Source organism: Rhodococcus sp. BH4, assembly GCF_002079265.1.
GTDB classification, from domain to species: Bacteria; Actinomycetota; Actinomycetes; order Mycobacteriales; family Mycobacteriaceae; genus Rhodococcus_F; species Rhodococcus_F qingshengii.
Genome location: NZ_CP014941.1, coordinates 3,487,892 through 3,503,406, shown reverse-complemented (window position 1 = coordinate 3,503,406; position 15,515 = coordinate 3,487,892). Strand labels below are relative to the sequence as shown.

Annotated in this window: 16 protein-coding genes; 13 read left to right on the top strand and 3 right to left on the bottom strand. The window is 63.3% G+C overall.

Going from position 1 to position 15,515, the window contains the following annotated elements:
- Positions 1 to 6: 6 nt before the first annotated feature.
- From A0W34_RS16195 to A0W34_RS16160, 8 genes are read left to right on the top strand one after another with little or no spacing between them, the layout of a single operon-like run.
- On the top strand, positions 7 to 1,176 hold the full coding sequence (locus A0W34_RS16195) for an MCE family protein (protein WP_064689619.1): 1,170 nt from the start codon (positions 7 to 9) through the stop codon (positions 1,174 to 1,176).
- Positions 1,173 to 2,195, top strand: coding sequence for an MCE family protein (locus tag A0W34_RS16190; protein ID WP_081557938.1), 1,023 nt, complete (start codon positions 1,173 to 1,175; stop codon positions 2,193 to 2,195). Before A0W34_RS16195 ends, A0W34_RS16190 begins: the two co-directional genes overlap by 4 nt.
- Entirely contained in the window at positions 2,192 to 3,214 is a 1,023-nt protein-coding gene (locus A0W34_RS16185; RefSeq protein ID WP_030536766.1) for an MCE family protein, read from the top strand. The genes A0W34_RS16190 and A0W34_RS16185 overlap by 4 nt, the downstream gene beginning before the upstream one ends.
- Positions 3,214 to 4,476 (top strand): MCE family protein, encoded by a 1,263-nt coding sequence (locus tag A0W34_RS16180; protein WP_030536765.1) that lies wholly within the window; start codon positions 3,214 to 3,216, stop codon positions 4,474 to 4,476. The genes A0W34_RS16185 and A0W34_RS16180 overlap by 1 nt, the downstream gene beginning before the upstream one ends.
- Complete coding sequence (locus A0W34_RS16175; protein WP_198035648.1) at positions 4,473 to 5,606, top strand: MCE family protein; 1,134 nt, start codon at positions 4,473 to 4,475, stop codon at positions 5,604 to 5,606. Before A0W34_RS16180 ends, A0W34_RS16175 begins: the two co-directional genes overlap by 4 nt.
- Positions 5,603 to 6,922: an MCE family protein gene (locus A0W34_RS16170; RefSeq protein WP_081557936.1), complete on the top strand. Its 1,320-nt coding sequence runs from the start codon at positions 5,603 to 5,605 to the stop codon at positions 6,920 to 6,922. The genes A0W34_RS16175 and A0W34_RS16170 overlap by 4 nt, the downstream gene beginning before the upstream one ends.
- A complete protein-coding gene (locus A0W34_RS16165; RefSeq protein ID WP_231915200.1) occupies positions 6,889 to 7,425 on the top strand; it encodes a hypothetical protein in 537 nt (178 codons plus the stop codon). Before A0W34_RS16170 ends, A0W34_RS16165 begins: the two co-directional genes overlap by 34 nt.
- 5 nt (positions 7,426 to 7,430) lie before the next feature.
- Positions 7,431 to 7,889, top strand: coding sequence for a hypothetical protein (locus A0W34_RS16160; protein ID WP_232330054.1), 459 nt, complete (start codon positions 7,431 to 7,433; stop codon positions 7,887 to 7,889).
- On the opposite strand, the gene A0W34_RS16155 is transcribed toward A0W34_RS16160, so the two are convergent.
- A complete protein-coding gene (locus tag A0W34_RS16155) occupies positions 7,886 to 8,476 on the bottom strand; it encodes a TetR/AcrR family transcriptional regulator (protein WP_003943994.1) in 591 nt (196 codons plus the stop codon). The genes A0W34_RS16160 and A0W34_RS16155 overlap by 4 nt on opposite strands.
- Before the next feature lie 197 nt (positions 8,477 to 8,673).
- Here A0W34_RS16155 and A0W34_RS16150 point away from each other — a divergent pair, with 197 nt between their 5' ends.
- Complete coding sequence (locus tag A0W34_RS16150; protein ID WP_058037528.1) at positions 8,674 to 10,212, top strand: FAD-binding protein; 1,539 nt, start codon at positions 8,674 to 8,676, stop codon at positions 10,210 to 10,212.
- Between the two features lie 28 nt (positions 10,213 to 10,240).
- On the opposite strand, the gene A0W34_RS16145 is transcribed toward A0W34_RS16150, so the two are convergent.
- On the bottom strand, positions 10,241 to 10,750 hold the full coding sequence (locus A0W34_RS16145; RefSeq protein WP_030536759.1) for a MarR family winged helix-turn-helix transcriptional regulator: 510 nt from the start codon (positions 10,748 to 10,750) through the stop codon (positions 10,241 to 10,243).
- 174 nt (positions 10,751 to 10,924) lie between these two features.
- On the opposite strand from A0W34_RS16145, the gene A0W34_RS16140 reads away from it, so the two are divergent.
- On the top strand, positions 10,925 to 11,707 hold the full coding sequence (locus A0W34_RS16140) for a dioxygenase family protein (protein WP_003944012.1): 783 nt from the start codon (positions 10,925 to 10,927) through the stop codon (positions 11,705 to 11,707).
- Positions 11,708 to 11,746: 39 nt separating this feature from the next.
- Here A0W34_RS16140 and A0W34_RS16135 read toward each other — a convergent pair whose 3' ends face one another.
- Complete coding sequence (locus tag A0W34_RS16135; protein WP_081557935.1) at positions 11,747 to 12,205, bottom strand: peroxiredoxin; 459 nt, start codon at positions 12,203 to 12,205, stop codon at positions 11,747 to 11,749.
- Between the two features lie 57 nt (positions 12,206 to 12,262).
- Between A0W34_RS16135 and A0W34_RS16130 the strand changes: the two genes are divergently transcribed.
- The 3 genes from A0W34_RS16130 to trpC all read left to right on the top strand — a co-directional run bounded on the left by A0W34_RS16130 (position 12,263) and on the right by trpC (position 15,485).
- Positions 12,263 to 13,849: an anthranilate synthase component I gene (locus tag A0W34_RS16130; RefSeq protein ID WP_058227001.1), complete on the top strand. Its 1,587-nt coding sequence runs from the start codon at positions 12,263 to 12,265 to the stop codon at positions 13,847 to 13,849.
- Positions 13,846 to 14,550 (top strand): TIGR02234 family membrane protein, encoded by a 705-nt coding sequence (locus tag A0W34_RS16125; protein ID WP_081557934.1) that lies wholly within the window; start codon positions 13,846 to 13,848, stop codon positions 14,548 to 14,550. The genes A0W34_RS16130 and A0W34_RS16125 overlap by 4 nt, the downstream gene beginning before the upstream one ends.
- A gap of 125 nt (positions 14,551 to 14,675) precedes the next feature.
- Complete coding sequence (trpC, locus tag A0W34_RS16120; RefSeq protein ID WP_003944016.1) at positions 14,676 to 15,485, top strand: indole-3-glycerol phosphate synthase TrpC; 810 nt, start codon at positions 14,676 to 14,678, stop codon at positions 15,483 to 15,485.
- The last annotated feature ends 30 nt before the right edge of the window (positions 15,486 to 15,515 follow it).

The window sequence follows — 15,515 nt, the reverse complement described above, 5'->3', positions numbered from 1 at the left end:
GACTGCGTGCACAGATACGGCTACAAGTTGGCTGCTCTGGGCTTGGCTGCGGCGATCGTCGGGGTCATCGCGTTGTCGGTCGCGTCTTTCAACCAGGTGTTTGTCGCTCGCGTCCCGATCACGGTGATCGCGGAGCGCGCGGGGCTCGTGATGGATCCGGGCGCGCGGGTGAAGATGGCCGGGGTGACCGTGGGCTCGGTGGAGTCCATCACGCCGACTGACGACGCCACCGCACAACTGTCGTTGTCGATCGATCCCGAAGCGCTCGAATCGATTCCGTCAAACGTGAATGTGGCGATCACGTCGAACACGGCCTTCGGCGCGAAGTTCGTCAGCCTGTCCTCGCCGGAGCAGCCGAGTAGTGCGCGACTTGCCGCCGGAGCGACGATCGACGCATCCCGGGTGACCGTCGAGCTGAACACGGTGTTCGAGAAACTCACCACCGTGCTCCGGACGGTGGACCCGGGCAAACTCGATTCGACATTGGGTGCCCTCTCGACTGCTCTGCAAGGACGCGGCGAACGGCTCGGGGTCGCACTCGAACAAGCAGATTCCTCCTTGCTCGAATTCAACACTGCACGTGAGGCTCTCGATCATGTGTTGACGGATTTACCAGCCGTCACACAGACCTACCGCGACGCTGTTCTCGACTTGATGGACACCCTCGACTCGCTCACGACGACGGGAACCACTGTTCTCGACGAGCAGCAGAATCTTGATCTCCTCTTGCTCAACGTGATCGGGGTCGCCCGCACCGGAGAAGATGTACTGGGAGCCAACGCCGCCGGTATCGACACCGTTCTGTCGTTACTGCGGCCGACCACCGCACTGCTCGAGGAATACTCCCCGGTGATTCCCTGCATGTTCCACGGACTGCAGGAGAGCAAGAAGATCGGCGACGGCGCCTACAACGGACAACCAGGAATCAAGATGTCGATCGGTCTGATCGCCGGAACCGAACCGTACCGATATCCCGACGACCTCCCGAAGGTCGCGGCAACCGGTGGCCCGCAGTGTATGGGCCTTCCACTGCGCGACCCGAACGTCAATGCGCCGTACCTGGTGACCGACACCGGGGTGAATCCGTTTGCGCCCGAGCGTCAGCCGAACGGTGGGCAACCGATGAACACGGTCCCGGATCTGATGAGCTACCTGTTCGGGACGGAGATCCGATGAAAGTTCGTGGGTACACCGTCAAGTTCGGAATTTTTGTTCTGGTGATGATCCTCGTCAACGCCGGGCTGATCCTCGTGTTCGGCCAGATGCGAGGTGGCGACGCGAGGTCGTACTCGGCGGAGTTCGTCAACGCCTCCGGGCTCAGAGCCGGCGACAAGGTGCGCATCGCCGGTGTGCCGGTCGGTTCTGTCGGCTCCGTCGAATTCGGTGGGAATCACCGTGCCCACGTGAGTTTCAGTGTGGATACGGGTGACACCGTGACCGTATCGACCAGAGCCGCTGTTCGATATCAGGATCTGGTGGGTAATCGATACCTCGAACTGCTCGACGATCCGGGGATCGCGGAACCGCAACCGGAGGGCGAGAGCATCCTCGTCGATCGCACCGCACCGGCACTCGACCTCGATGCGCTACTCGGTGGTTTCAAGCCGCTGTTTCAAGCCCTGGACCCGGAGCAGGTCAACGCGTTGTCGATGTCCTTGCTCGAGGTGTTTCAAGGCCAGTCCGGAACTGTGGCATCGGTGCTGGCGCACACCGGATCGATTACGAACACTCTCGCAGACCGCGACCAACTGATCGGTCGAGTGATCGGCAACCTCGACGGTGTGCTCAGCGAATTGCGCAGCCGCGGTGGTCAGTTCAGTGACACTCTCGATCACCTACAACAGCTGGTCAGCGGGCTCGCGGCGGACCGGGAGATGATCGGGACTGCCGTCGAGAGTGTGAACACCGCATCAGGCGCCTTCGCCGATCTCCTCGCCGGAGTTCGCCCGGACATCGCGGGAAACCTGTCGAAGCTGGACGCAAGCCTGAATCCGCTGATCGAGCAACAAAGTGAGCTCGATCGGATTCTCGCGTCCATGCCCTCGAACTACAAGCAGCTGATCCGAGTCGGCTCGTACGGGTCGTTCTTCAACTTCTATCTGTGCGGAATCGCACTGAAGGTCGACGGTGCCGACGGTACGCCGCTCACTGTCGACCTGGTGGATCAGACGACCGGAAGGTGCGCACCACGATGAGAGAGATGGCACAGAGCCAGGCCGTACGCGTGGGGGTCGTGGGATTGGTCGTCACGGCCGCCGTCGTATTGGCATCGCTCCAGTATCAGAATCTGCAGTTCCTGAAATCGGGTGTCGGGTACAGCGCGGTGTTCGCCGACGCCAGCGGTCTCGCGCCGGGAGACGAAGTCAACGCCGCCGGAGTGAAGATCGGAACGGTGGATCGGATCGAGGTCGAGCACGGACTCGCGCGCGTGGATTTCACACTGGAAGGCTCGATCGGTTTGGGAGAAAGCACATCGGCGGCCGTCACCACGATGTCGTTGCTCGGCAAGCGAGCGGTATCGCTCGATCTGGACGGTCCGGGAAGGATCGCGGTCGGCGGCGAGATCCCGGTCGAGCGAACAAGATCGGCGTACTCGCTGCCCGACGTGCTCGGTGACCTCACCACGACGGTCGAGGACATCGATCTCGACCAACTCTCCGAATCGCTCGACGCAGTGGGGCAGGTGATGTCCGACAGTGCGCCGAACCTGAGGCCGGCGCTGGACGGTGTCGCACGGATCTCCGACAGCGTCAATAGACGCGACGACATGTTGCGCACCTTGCTGTCCGATGCAAACGACGTCGCCGGGACGCTGGCCGAGCGTGGACCACAGGTCAACGCGCTACTCGTCGACGGCAACGCCTTGTTGGGAGAACTGGATCGGCGACAGGCGGCGCTGGGGGAAGTGATCACGAACATCTCGGCGTTGTCGACCCAGCTGAGCGGACTCGTCCACGACAACGAGGCGCAATTGCAGCCGGTCCTCGGCAAACTCGACACGGTTGTCGGAATTCTGCAGAACAACAAGGACAACCTTTCTCAGGGAATCGACGGTCTCGGTACGTACGTGGGCACGCTCGGTGACACCGTGGCCAGCGGCCCCTTCTACTACGCCTACGTCCAGAACCTGGTGCCGGCGCAATACACCCAACCGTTGATCAACGCGATGTTCGGGCTACCACCTGCGCCGCTACCGATTCCGGAGGTTCGATGATGGGTGCCTTACGAGTTCGCAAACCGGTGAACTGGCGCCGAATCGCCGTCGTTGGTGGAAGCGTCATCGGTGCGGCGATCGTCGTCGTGTCGGGATACCTTGCGGTGCAACATCTGCGCTACTACAACGTGACGGCCTACTTCACCTCGACGACCGGTCTGTATGTCGGTGACGACGTTCGTGTCGTGGGAGTCGACGTCGGCCGCGTCACCGCGATCGCCCCACAGGGAGATCGAATGCGCGTCGAACTGAAATTGGCGCGCGAGGTTCCCGTCGCCGAGGACGCGAAAGCGGTGATCGTTGCCCAGTCGCTGGTCTCGGCCCGCTTCGTGCAGTTGACGCCGGCGGTGACGGACGGCGCCGACGCACTGAATGACGGTGCGGAGATCCCACTCGACAGAACGGCCGTCCCGGTCGAGTGGGACCAGATCAAGGAACAGCTGGGCCGGGCTGCCGACGCTTTGGGCCCCGTCGGGGACGATCGCGGTCCCGCCGCCAACTTCCTCGACGGTGCCGGATCCGCACTGGCTGGCAACGGGGAAGCGCTGGGGCGCTCGGTGACCGAACTCTCGGAGGCTATGAGCACACTCGACGAAGGCGGAGCCGATCTGTTCGGCACCATCCGCGGCCTGCAGACCTTCACGACCGCACTCGCCGCAAGCGACGAACAGATCGTTCAGTTCCAAGGACGACTGGCAAATGTCTCGAGTGTGCTCGCCGAGAGCCGGACGCAATTGGCTCCGGCTCTCGCCGATCTGGACGCCGCCGTCGTCGACGTACAGCGGTTCGTCGAACAGAACCGAACCGGCTTGACGGAGCAGATCGCGAAGTTGGCCGACGTGTCCCAGGTATTGGTCGACAAGCGCGCAGGTCTCGAGAAGGTACTGCATCTGGCTCCGACAGCGTTGTCGAACTACTACAACGTCTACCGGCCGGCCCAAGGAGCGATGGTGGGTGTGCCCGCATTCCAGAACGTCGGCAACCCGATCGACTTGATCTGCGGCGGAATCGCCGGCCTGGCCAACGACACCTCGAAGAAGGGCGCGGATTTGTGCATCGAATACCTCGGCCCGTTGCTCAACACGATCAAGGCGAACTACCCGGACCTGAGCATCAATCCGACCCGGGCGCTCGGGGCTCTTCCGGACCAACTGGTGTACAGCGAGCCTGATCTGGAACCGACTGGCGCCTTGAGCTTTCCGATCATGCCCCCGGCGCCTGACCTGGCCGGACTGCTCATGCCGTCGACGGAACCCCGATGACTACCCGGAGGTGGGTGACAGTCTGTGTGGGGGCGAGCACCGTGCTGGTTCTGGCGGGTTGCCAATGGAGCGGGCTGAATTCGGTTTCGCTGCCAGGCGCGGCTGGGCGCGGTGAGGGGAGTTTCGCAGTCGTGATCGAGATGCCGGACGTCACGTCGATAAGTCCCAACTCTCCGGTCATGGTCAACGACGTGACGGTCGGAAGCATCAGTGCGATCGAGACCGACAACTGGCACGCACGGGTGACGGTTGCACTCGACGGTTCGGTGTCCCTGCCCGCCAATGCGACTGCCAAGATCGGCCAAACCAGCCTGCTCGGGTCCAAACACGTTGCGCTTGCGCCGCCTACCGATGTTGCGCCGGAAGGGCGGTTGTCGGAGGGATCGGTGATCCCCCTCGCGTCGGCCGGCGTCTATCCCACCACCGAGGAAGCGTTGACGGCACTGTCATTGGTCCTCAACGGCGGCGGGCTCGCTCAGATTCACAGCATCACCACGGAGCTGAACACGGCGCTCGGCGGACGGACGGATGCGGCGCGCGACCTGCTGAGTCAGATGGATACCGTGACCGAAACACTCGACCGCCAACGTGATGCGATGGTCACGACCATGGAGAATCTCGACGTCTTCGCCGGCGAGATCACGGCTCAGCGAGACGTTCTCGGTGAGGCGTTGGAGACCCTTGATCCGGCCTTGGCGGAACTCAGCGCCCAACGCGTCGACCTGACCACCGCCCTCGATGCGGTCGGCAGGTTCGGGGACGTCGGGACCGATCTGGTCGACCGGACCCGCGACGATTTGAAAGCCAATTTGAGCGCCTTGGAATTGACGCTGCAGAAGGTGGTCGAAACAGGACCGGACCTGATCAACAATTTGGGCAACCTGAGTACCTTCCCCTTCCCCCAGACGACCATTGACGACGGAATGCGCGGCGATTACACCAATTTGTGGGCGCTGATCGACCTCACGAGTAATCGTCTCCAGTCGGGGCTCGGCTTCGGCACTCCGTTCGGGGCGCCGCAAACCCCCGTGGAGAACGGAGTACTGGTCGATCCCTTGACCGCCCCACTCGGCACAGGGCAGCCCGGCCCACCTGGCACAGCGCAACCCGCCCAGGGAGGTGGACGATGATTCTCACGAAGTTGGTGCGAAGGCAATTGACGATCTTCGCGATCCTGGCGGTGATAGGCATGAGCGCAGCGGCTATCTCGTACCTGAGAGTTCCGACCATGCTCGGCATCGGGCGCTACTCGGTGACAGTCGAACTGCCGGACGCCGGCGGCCTGTATCGGAACGCGAACGTGACCTATCGCGGCGACACCATCGGTCAGGTCAGGTCGGTGCGTCTGTCTCCGGGAGTGGTACGCGCCGAATTATCTTTGGAGAGTGCGGTTCCCGTTCCCTCCAGCGGGCTCACAGTAGCGGTGCGAAGCGTGTCGGCAATCGGCGAGCAATACGTCGACATGCAACCGAGCACCGCGGACGGACCCTTTCTGACCGACGGAGACGTGATCGGCCCCGACGCTGTCACGATCCCGACCGAGATCGGACCGGTCCTCGATCAGGCGCAGGCGATGCTCGCATCCGTACCGCAGGACAAGTTGCGATCGGCGATCGACGAGTCCGCGGCAGCTTTCGGAGGCAGGGGCGAGGATCTGGCTCGTCTGCTGGATTCGACCACTTCGTTCGTCGATCAGATGTCCGCTGCCACAACGCCGGCTACGACGCTCGTACAGCAGTTGGATCCGCTCCTGCAGACACAGGTGGTGACGGGCGATCAGATTCGCCAGTGGGCGTCCAGTGTCGCTCAACTCAGTGGACAGTTGGCGGTCGCCGACGGGTCCGTGCGCAATATCCTCGAGACCGGACCGGGCTTCGCGACTGAAGCCGACCTGCTGTTTCAAGGCCTCAAGCCCACTTTGCCTGTGCTGCTTGCCAATTTCACCAGCACCGCTCAGGTGGCTTTGACGTACAACGCCGGGTTGGAGCAGGTGCTCGTCATCTTGCCGCCACTGGTTGCGGCACAGGAAACCGTTGTCCAACGCGGGCAGGTGGACGGCGCCGCGAACGTCAACTTCCACCTCCAAGCGCAGGACCCCGCGGCGTGCTCGACCGGTTACCTTCCGGCCGATCAGCGACGGGACCCGACCCAGATGAGTGTGCCGGACACCCCGGCTGATCTGTACTGCAAAGTTCCGCAGAACTCGGTCTTCGCAGTTCGTGGATCCCGGAACATTCCCTGCATGGAGGTACCGGGCAAACGAGCACCGAGCCCGGAGATCTGTCGGAGCCCCGAAGCGTACGTGCCGTCGGGGACCAATGCGCCCGGCGAGTTGTACACCGGGCCTGACGGAGTCGACTATCAACACACGGAGTTGGCTCCGGCTGACTCCGGCCCGGGGGAGGGTGAGCCGTGGCAACAGTTGCTGACGCCGACGAATCGCTGAGAGGTGAGGTGCTGGATCCGGTCGGAGGGAAGCGCGGTGTACTCACTGCCCTGGTCTGGATTGCACTCGCGGCTCTGAGCGTCGTTGTGGTCTTCGGTGCTCTGGCAGTTCGATCGGACCGCGCGCGAGAGTCCCAGCGTCAAGAGTACGTCGACGGTGCGGTCGCAGGAGCCCTCGCTCTGATCGACGTTCACTCCGCCACAGTCGACGAGGACCTCGAGACACTGCAGTCGCTGAGTACGGGAACCTTTGCCGACGAACTGAAGTCCGGCGAATCTGCGTTCGTCGCGTCCATCCGTGATTTTGCCGTCGATTCCGACGGGCGTGTCGACACCGCAGCCTTGGCATCGGAATCCGGTAACTCGGGGGTGGTGCTGATCGCGGCATCTGCTCAGGTCGGCAATTCAGCGGGAGAGTCTTCGGCGCGCACCTACCGTCTGCGCGTCGGTGTCGAGGACGTCGACGGGCGGGTACTGATGTCGAGTGTGGAGTTCGTGCCGTGAAGCGCATGGTCATAGCGCTTGCAGCGTTGGTCTTGATGGGAGTCGGCGGCACTGCGATCTGGAGTCACCACCGTTCGGGGGACGCTGAAACCGCACGTGCCGAGGTGATCGGTGTGGCGCCCACGCTCGTCGAGAAGCTCCTGAGCTACAACAGCGATACCGTCGACGACGATCTCGCACGAGCGGCCGAAGGCGCCGGCGGATCGTTTCAGGACAGTTTCACCGAATTCGGATCGAAAACAGTTGCCCCACAGTCGAAGGAGCAGGGAATCAGCACGAAAGCCCGAGTCGTCGATGTCGGTGTGCTCTCCGTTGCCGCGGACCGCGCGGAAGTGCTCGTGTTCGTCGATCAGATCACGACGAGTACCGCGCGGCCGGCACCAGCGTCGACGTCGAGCCGAGTCGAGGTGACACTCGATCGAGTCGACGGCACATGGCTGGTGAGTGCCATGACCCCCGTCTAGTGAAGGTTGTCGCGGCCCGCCATGATCAGCCTGGCAGTGACTTCGAGCCGGTCTGCGATCTGCGAATAGGACTCGTAACCCATGCCGGCTCGAACAAGCGCTCCGGACCAGGAGATTTCGAGTGCTTCGAGTACGTCGGGATCGTATGACGGCCCCAGCGCCTCGATGAGCCGCTCGCGGATGTTCTTGCCGATACGTCCCCGAAGGTGTTCGACGTCGGGATCATTGCCCATCATCGCCGTGGTCACGGCCGCGGCCAGCTCCGGTTCGTCGGAAACGAGGAGTGCGACGCTTCGAAGGACCGAGCAGACCTGCGCTTCTCGTTCCGCCTCGGGGGAGGGCTCGTGCGGTACCGCGTCGAGTCGGCGCCAGAACAGTTCTGCCACAAGGTGACTCTTGGACGAAAAGTAGGTGTATGCCGTGGCTGCGGCGACACCGGCTTCCGCTGCCACCATTCGCACAGTCAGATCGGCAAACCCTTTGTCGCGCAGGACCGTGATCGCTGCCGCGGTCAATCGATCGACGGTTTCGGCTTGCTGCTGTGTGAGCCGTCGACGAGTGGACTCGAACTTGGTCTTACCAGACATGTGTCCAGACACTACGGGATCAGGCCCGTGCGAGCAAAGTGTGCGCTATCGCTGCTCGTTCTCGCTCCCGCTCGGCGTCATGTCTCGCTCCCGCTCGGTGGGACAGAATTTCGAACCCCCGCGATCGCTAAGTCCATGTGTTAGAACGATTTCTAGAACATGTTCGGAAACTGTGCCCAGAATCAGAGAGGCTGACGATGACGAAGTGGGACGAGACGTGCGACGTACTCGCTGTGGGATCAGGTGGTGGACTCACCGGCGCGTACACGGCAGCCCGCGAAGGCCTCGACGTCATTGCGATCGAAGCAACCGACAAGTACGGCGGAACAACGGCGTACTCGGGCGGCGGCGGAATGTGGTTCCCGTGCAACGCCGTTCTTCGTCGGGGCGGGGACGTCGACACCATCGAGGATGCGCTGGAGTACTACCGATCAGTGGTGGGTGATCGTACACCCGCCGACGTTCAGGAAGCCTACGTTCGAGGTGGCGCCGGGTTGATCGACTACCTCGAAGAGGACTCGAACTTCGAGTTCCAGATACTGCCGTGGCCCGACTACTTCGGTGAAGAGCCCAAGGCTCGAGCGAGCGGACGGCACATTGTTCCCAAGCCGATGAACGCGAACAAGCTGGGTGCGCTTCGTGATTCGCTTCGTCCGCCGCTGGCGACGGAACGGCTGGGGGAGGAGTTGCCGAAGTACCTCGTCGGCGGCCAGTCGTTGATCGGTCGATTCCTGTTGGCTCTTGCGGAACTCCCGAACGCCACCATGCACCTGAAGACCACTCTCGAGGAACTGGTTGTCGAGGACGGAGTGGTGGTCGGAGCCGTCGTCGACCGAGATGGTCGGCGTCGAACCATTCAGGCACGCAGAGGAGTGATCCTCGCCGCCGGTGGATTCGAGCAGAACGAGACCATGCGGGCCGAATTCGGTGTCCCCGGATCCGCTCTCGACACGATGGGCTGCCCCGGCAACCTCGGGAAGGCGCACCAGGCGGCCATCGCCGCGGGCGCCGACACCGACCTCATGGGAGAGGCCTGGTGGTCGCCGGGACTCACCCATCCAGATGGGCGCTCCGCGTTTGCGCTGTGGTTCACCGGCGGAATCTTCGTGGACGACGACGGTCGCCGATTCGTCAACGAATCAGCGCCGTACGACCGCTTGGGTCGCGCCGTCATCGAACACATGCGGGCAGGGAAAGTAACCACGCCGTACTGGATGATCTACGACAACAGAGAAGGCGCAGTGCCGCCGGTGAAGGCACCCAACGTACCCATGGCACAGACGGAGCAGTATGTGGATGCGGGGTTGTGGAAGAGTGCACAGACACTCGAAGACCTCGCTGCCCAGATCGATGTTCCCGCAGCGGAACTGGTGGAGACCGTGAAGCGATTCAACGCGTTTGCGGCGACTGGCGTCGACACGGACTTCGGTCGAGGAGACACTGCGTACGACCGCGCCTTCTCCGAGGGGGCTTCGCCGCTCGTACCGATCGACCAAGGGCCGTTTCACGCTGCCGCGTTCGGCATCTCCGACCTCGGGACCAAAGGTGGTCTACGCACCGACGCGACCGGGAGGGTGCTCAAAGCCGACGGTACGGCGATTGCCGGGTTGTACGCGGCGGGGAACACGATGGCAGCGGCCAGCGGGACTACGTACCCCGGCGGTGGAAACCCGATCGGAGCGAGCATGCTGTTCAGTCACTTGGCTGCACTCGACCTCGCGAAGCTGCCGTCTTGATCATCAGTCGCTCGTCTCGGGGATGTGGTCAGGCCTTGCCGAGTCCGGCGGCGATTCCCTTGTCCAGTTGGGTGAGCATTGCTGTACCCAACGACGAAAGCTGGGCGACCTGGCGATCGTCGAGGCCCTCGAAGAGGAGACCTTGAACTGAGGCGACGTGCGGCGGCGCGGCCGCGACCACCTTTGCCATTCCCTCGTCGGTGAGCACTGCGTTGGAGCCGCGGCTGCCACGAATGACTTCCCGTTTCACCCAGCCGGCCTTCTCCATCTTCGTGATCACGTGCGAGAGGCGGGACAGGGACGCGTTCGCGCGCTGGGCCAGTACCGACAACTGGAGCTTGTGGTCGGGGGCGTCCGAGAGTGCCGCGAGTACGAAGTATTCGAAGTGTGTGAGTGCCGAATCGCGTTGTAGTTGAGTGTCGAGTGCGGCAGGCAACCGTGTCACGAGAGCGATCAGTGTCAGCCATGCTTCCTGCTGCTCGGCTGTGAGCCACTTCGTCTGAGACTGCGCGTCGGGCTGCGCGGTCGGTTCACTCATCGGTGACTTCTCCTTCGGGTCGAGCATTCTTCGTGCACGGAGCGTGCTTGTGTACAGCGTCTCAGACGCATGTCCAGAAGAATCCTGCGGGGAATAGTTGCGGGACGCAAGTGTTGAGTTCTATATTAGGTTGAATCTTCAACTTACGACGAATGTCTATCCCGAGGAGTCCGTATGTCCACCACAACCATGCCTGCGCTGTATCTCAGCCACGGTGCTCCGCCGCTGGTGGACAGCGCGTTGTGGGTCGACCAGTTGGGGGCGTGGGCCGGCGATCTTCCGCGGCCGACGGCAATCCTCGTCGTATCGGCGCACTGGGAATCAGCACCGCTGACGATCGGATCGACGACCACGGGCACCCCGCTCATCTACGACTTCGGTGGTTTTCCCGAGAGGTTCTACCGCGCGAAGTACAACTCTCCCGGCGCTCCGGAACTCGCCGCCCAGGTTGCCGCGTTGATGCCGGACAACGAACGCGTGGTTCAGCAGCCGAATCGAGGCCTGGATCACGGTGCCTACGTGCCGCTCACGGTGATGTACCCGGACGCAGACATCCCGGTACTGCAAATTTCGCTGCCAACCCTCGATCCCGAGCGTTTGCTCCATCTCGGACAGCGCCTACGGCCACTCCGTGAGCAAGGTGTACTGATCGTGGGATCCGGATTCACCACGCACGGGCTACCGTTCCTGCGCGATCCGTCACCGGAGGCGCAGGCCCCGGGATGGTCGGCGGAATTCGACGCGTGGGCAGGGGAGAGGTTCGCTGCCGGTGACGTCGATTCCTTGATCGACTTCCGCGCTCAAGCTCCCGGGATGCCGTACGCGCATCCGACCATCGAGCACTTCGCCCCGTTGTTCGTCACGCTCGGTGCGTCGTCCGATCCGGAACAGGTGCCCACCCAGGTGATCGACGGATTCTGGATGGGGCTTGCGAAGCGCTCGATTCAGGTCGCATAGAGGGTTTAAATCGCGCAGAGAATCAGGTGCCCAGGCACGTCAGCTTCGATTGCGAAGGAACTCGAGCGCCTGGTCTCCGTGGGTGTTGGCGCGTAGTTCACTCGAGATGACTTTGAGGACGGTGCGGTCGGTGTCGATCACGAAGGTCGAGCGTTTGACCGGAGCTAACTTGCCCAGGAGTCCGCGCTTGACGCCGAACTGTTCGGCTACCTTGCCCTCGGTGTCGGCGAGTAGGGGGTAGTCGAAGGATTGTGCGGTGGCAAAGGTGGACTGAGCTTCGACCGTATCGGTGCTGATACCCGCCCGCGAAGCGCCCGCCGCGGCGAATTCGCTGCCCAGGTCACGGAAGTGGCACGCCTCGGCGGTGCACACCGGCGTCGAGGCTGCCGGGTAGAAGAAGAGGACCAAGGGGCCGTTCGCGAGCAGGCTCGTCAGCGAGCGCGGAGTTCCGTCCTGGTCGGGCAGCGAGAAATCGGGGGCGAGTTGGCCTGGTTTCATTCGGCCGAGGTTACCCGCGCACGACGACCGTGTGGGGGAGCCTGGGATGATGGAGGCATGCACGGCGAGCCCACCTCCATGTCCGCACGGTCGTCCGACACCGCGATCGTCGGTGACGCGTCCGATTCCACCACCACCCGGGAGCAGTTCCGTGCCCTCGCAGCTGAGCACCGGGTCGTTCCGGTCACTCGGAAAGTGTTGGCGGACTCCGAAACTCCGCTCTCGGCATACGAGAAGTTGGCCGGCAATCGTCCCGGCACCTTCTTGCTCGAGTCGGCCGAGAACGGTCGTTCGTGGTCGCGGTGGTCGTTCATCGGCGTCGGAAGTCCGGCTGCACTGACCGTCGTGGACGGAGAGGCGGCCTGGTACGGCAACGTTCCGGCCGGTGCTCCGGCCGGCGGCGACCCGATCGACGCGCTCGGCGCCACCCTCGAGCTGCTTCGTTCGGAGCGGCTGCCCGACCTGCCACCGCTGACCGGCGGAATGGTCGGATTCCTCGGCTACGACGCGGTGCGGCGCCTCGAGAGATTGGGTGACTCCGCGGTCGACGACCTGCAGATCCCCGAGATGGTCATGCTGCTTGCCGCCGACATCGCCGCAGTCGATCACCACGAAGGGGCGATCACCCTCATCGCCAATGCCGTCAACTGGGACGGCACGGACGAGCGCGTCGACACGGCGTACGACGACGCAGTCGCCAGGTTGGACGCGATGACTCGTGCTCTCGCGGCGCCGGCGAAATCGACGGTGTCGACATTTTCGAAAGCGACTCCGAACTACCGTCGTCAGCGCACCACCGAGAGCTTCGGTGTCGATGTCGACAAGTTGATCGGCGACATCGAAGCGGGCGAGGCATTCCAGGTAGTTCTCTCGCAGCGATTCGAGATCGATTGCACTGCAGCACCGATCGACGTGTACCGGATGCTGCGAGCGTCGAACCCCAGCCCGTACATGTATCTGCTCAACGTGCCGAACGGTGATGGAGAGACGGCGTTTTCGATCGTCGGTTCGAGCCCGGAAGCACTGGTAACCGTCGCCGAGGGCGTCGCGACAACACACCCGATCGCTGGAACCAGATGGCGCGGTGCCACAGAGGAGGACGACATCCTGCTCGAGAAGGACCTCCTCGCCGACGAGAAGGAAAACTCCGAGCACCTCATGCTCGTCGATCTGGGGCGAAACGATCTGGGTCGTGTCTGTCGCCCGGGCACGGTGAAGGTGCACGACTACCGGCACATCGAGCGGTACAGCCACGTGATGCATCTCGTATCGACCGTCACCGGTCATCTGGCCGAGGGAAAGCACGCTCTCGACGCCGTCACCGCATGCTTCCCCGCTGGAACCCTCTCGGGGGCACCCAAGGTCCGAGCGATGCAGCTGATCGAAGAACTGGAACCGACCAGGCGCGGTATCTACGGCGGCATCGTCGGCTACCTCGACTTCGCCGGCGACGCCGACACCGCGATCGCGATCCGAACGGCATTGATCAAGGACGGGATCGGATACGTCCAGGCGGGCGCCGGCGTCGTCGCCGACTCGGATCCGGTCTACGAGGACACCGAGGCCCGCAACAAGGCGATGGCAGTGCTGAGCGCGATTGCGTCGGCGCACACCCTGCGCACCATCGGAGGTGACGATCAGTGAGTGAGAACGAGTCGAGTGCAGCGGAGCCTACAAGCGCGTCTCGTGGCACCGCCGTGCCGAGAACGCTTCTGCTGGCGTTGTCGGCAGCAGCTCTGTGGGGCAGCTCACGAATGACGTGGGTTCATCTGACCTCGAGCGACGGCAAGACGCTGGAGAGGACGACGGATCTCGACGGCAGCACCTGGGCGGCGGCGATGACTCCGCTCGCGCTCGCGCTTCTGGCGGCGATCGCGGCGTCGTTTGCGGTGCGAGGTTGGGCACTTCGGGTAGTCGGACTGTTGGTTGCCCTCGTCGCCGTCGCGGTAGCGGTTCCGGCAGTGCAGTTGTTGGTGTCCGGAGCCTCTGCGGACCGAGCGGTGGAGTTGGCCGAGTTGTCCGGTCACCCGGAAGATCTCTCGACGACTGTTTCGGTACTGCCTGCCTTGCTTGCGTTGGTCGGAGCGGTGGCGGCGCTCGGCGCGGCAGTACTTCTGATGCGCAAACCTCCAGTGCGAGGCGGGTTGTCGTCGAAATACGACAACCCTGCCGCGCGCCGCGAGGCCGCGGCCAAGCTCGGTCAGGGAGACAAACCTGCATCGGACGAGCCTGTGACACAACGGATGTTGTGGGATGCGCTCGACGCCGGAGAGGACCCGACAGCGACTGACGGGGACGACGGAGTTGGGGGAGACAACGGCGCGAAACCGGGGTCGTCCCACTGAGTAAGACTGAACCCTCACCTGCGTGGGTACCCCGACGGAGTAGCAAAATTTCGTCCCACTAGGCTGAGACCACCCTGATGACGTATCTCACATCGGGCTCTTGCCCAGAAAGGATTCGGGCCACGATGACCGTACTCGACTCGATTCTCGACGGGGTGCGCGCTGATGTCGCCGCCCGCGAAGCCGTACTCGACTTCGCTGCAGTCAAGGCTGCTGCGGCCGCTGCACCGCCTGCACTCGATGCTGCAGCAGCACTTCTGGAATCGAGCATCGGCGTCATCGCCGAGGTCAAGCGAGCGAGCCCGTCAAAGGGTGCGTTGGCCGACATTGCCGATCCCGCTGAGCTTGCCGCGGCGTACCAAGCCGGTGGCGCACGCATCATCAGTGTTCTCACCGAAGAGCGCCGTTTTCACGGCTCGTTGGCCGACCTGGACGCAGTCCGTAAAGCGGTCACCATTCCGGTGCTCCGCAAGGACTTCATCGTGGGGCCGTACCAGATTCACGAGGCTCGCGCTCACGGCGCCGACGTCATCTTGCTGATCGTCGCGGCACTCGAGCAGCAGGCGCTCGCCTCGTTGATCGATCGCACCGAATCTCTGGGAATGACTGCCCTCGTCGAGGTGCACACGGAGGAAGAAGCCAACCGCGCGCTCGAAGCCGGCGCCAAGGTGATCGGTGTGAACGCCCGCAATCTCAAGACTCTCGAGGTGGACAAGAACACCTTCGGTCGCATCGCTCCCGGTCTTCCGACCGAGACGATCAAGATTGCCGAGTCCGGTGTTCGCGGAACTGCCGATCTGTTGGCGTACGCCGGGGCGGGCGCCGACGCAGTGCTCGTCGGTGAAGGCCTCGTGACCAGCGGCGACCCTCGCAAGGCCGTCGCAGATCTGGTCAATGCAGGTGCGCACCCGTCCTGCCCCAAACCGTCTCGATAAATCGCTTCACCCGCCCGGCGTGCTTTGATG

Excerpts from the sequence above, each read along its gene's own strand:
- A0W34_RS16190 (WP_081557938.1), top strand. The coding sequence starts at position 1,173 with ATGAAAGTTCGTGGGTACACCGTCAAGTTCGGAATTTTTGTTCTGGTG.
- A0W34_RS16185 (WP_030536766.1), top strand. The coding sequence starts at position 2,192 with ATGAGAGAGATGGCACAGAGCCAGGCCGTACGCGTGGGGGTCGTGGGA.
- A0W34_RS16180 (WP_030536765.1), top strand. The coding sequence starts at position 3,214 with ATGGGTGCCTTACGAGTTCGCAAACCGGTGAACTGGCGCCGAATCGCC.
- A0W34_RS16175 (WP_198035648.1), top strand. The coding sequence starts at position 4,473 with ATGACTACCCGGAGGTGGGTGACAGTCTGTGTGGGGGCGAGCACCGTG.
- A0W34_RS16170 (WP_081557936.1), top strand. The coding sequence starts at position 5,603 with ATGATTCTCACGAAGTTGGTGCGAAGGCAATTGACGATCTTCGCGATC.
- A0W34_RS16160 (WP_232330054.1), top strand. The coding sequence starts at position 7,431 with ATGGTCATAGCGCTTGCAGCGTTGGTCTTGATGGGAGTCGGCGGCACT.
- A0W34_RS16155 (WP_003943994.1), bottom strand. The coding sequence starts at position 8,476 with ATGTCTGGTAAGACCAAGTTCGAGTCCACTCGTCGACGGCTCACACAG.
- A0W34_RS16150 (WP_058037528.1), top strand. The coding sequence starts at position 8,674 with ATGACGAAGTGGGACGAGACGTGCGACGTACTCGCTGTGGGATCAGGT.
- A0W34_RS16145 (WP_030536759.1), bottom strand. The coding sequence starts at position 10,750 with ATGAGTGAACCGACCGCGCAGCCCGACGCGCAGTCTCAGACGAAGTGG.
- A0W34_RS16140 (WP_003944012.1), top strand. The coding sequence starts at position 10,925 with ATGTCCACCACAACCATGCCTGCGCTGTATCTCAGCCACGGTGCTCCG.
- A0W34_RS16135 (WP_081557935.1), bottom strand. The coding sequence starts at position 12,205 with ATGAAACCAGGCCAACTCGCCCCCGATTTCTCGCTGCCCGACCAGGAC.
- A0W34_RS16130 (WP_058227001.1), top strand. The coding sequence starts at position 12,263 with ATGCACGGCGAGCCCACCTCCATGTCCGCACGGTCGTCCGACACCGCG.
- trpC (WP_003944016.1), top strand. The coding sequence starts at position 14,676 with ATGACCGTACTCGACTCGATTCTCGACGGGGTGCGCGCTGATGTCGCC.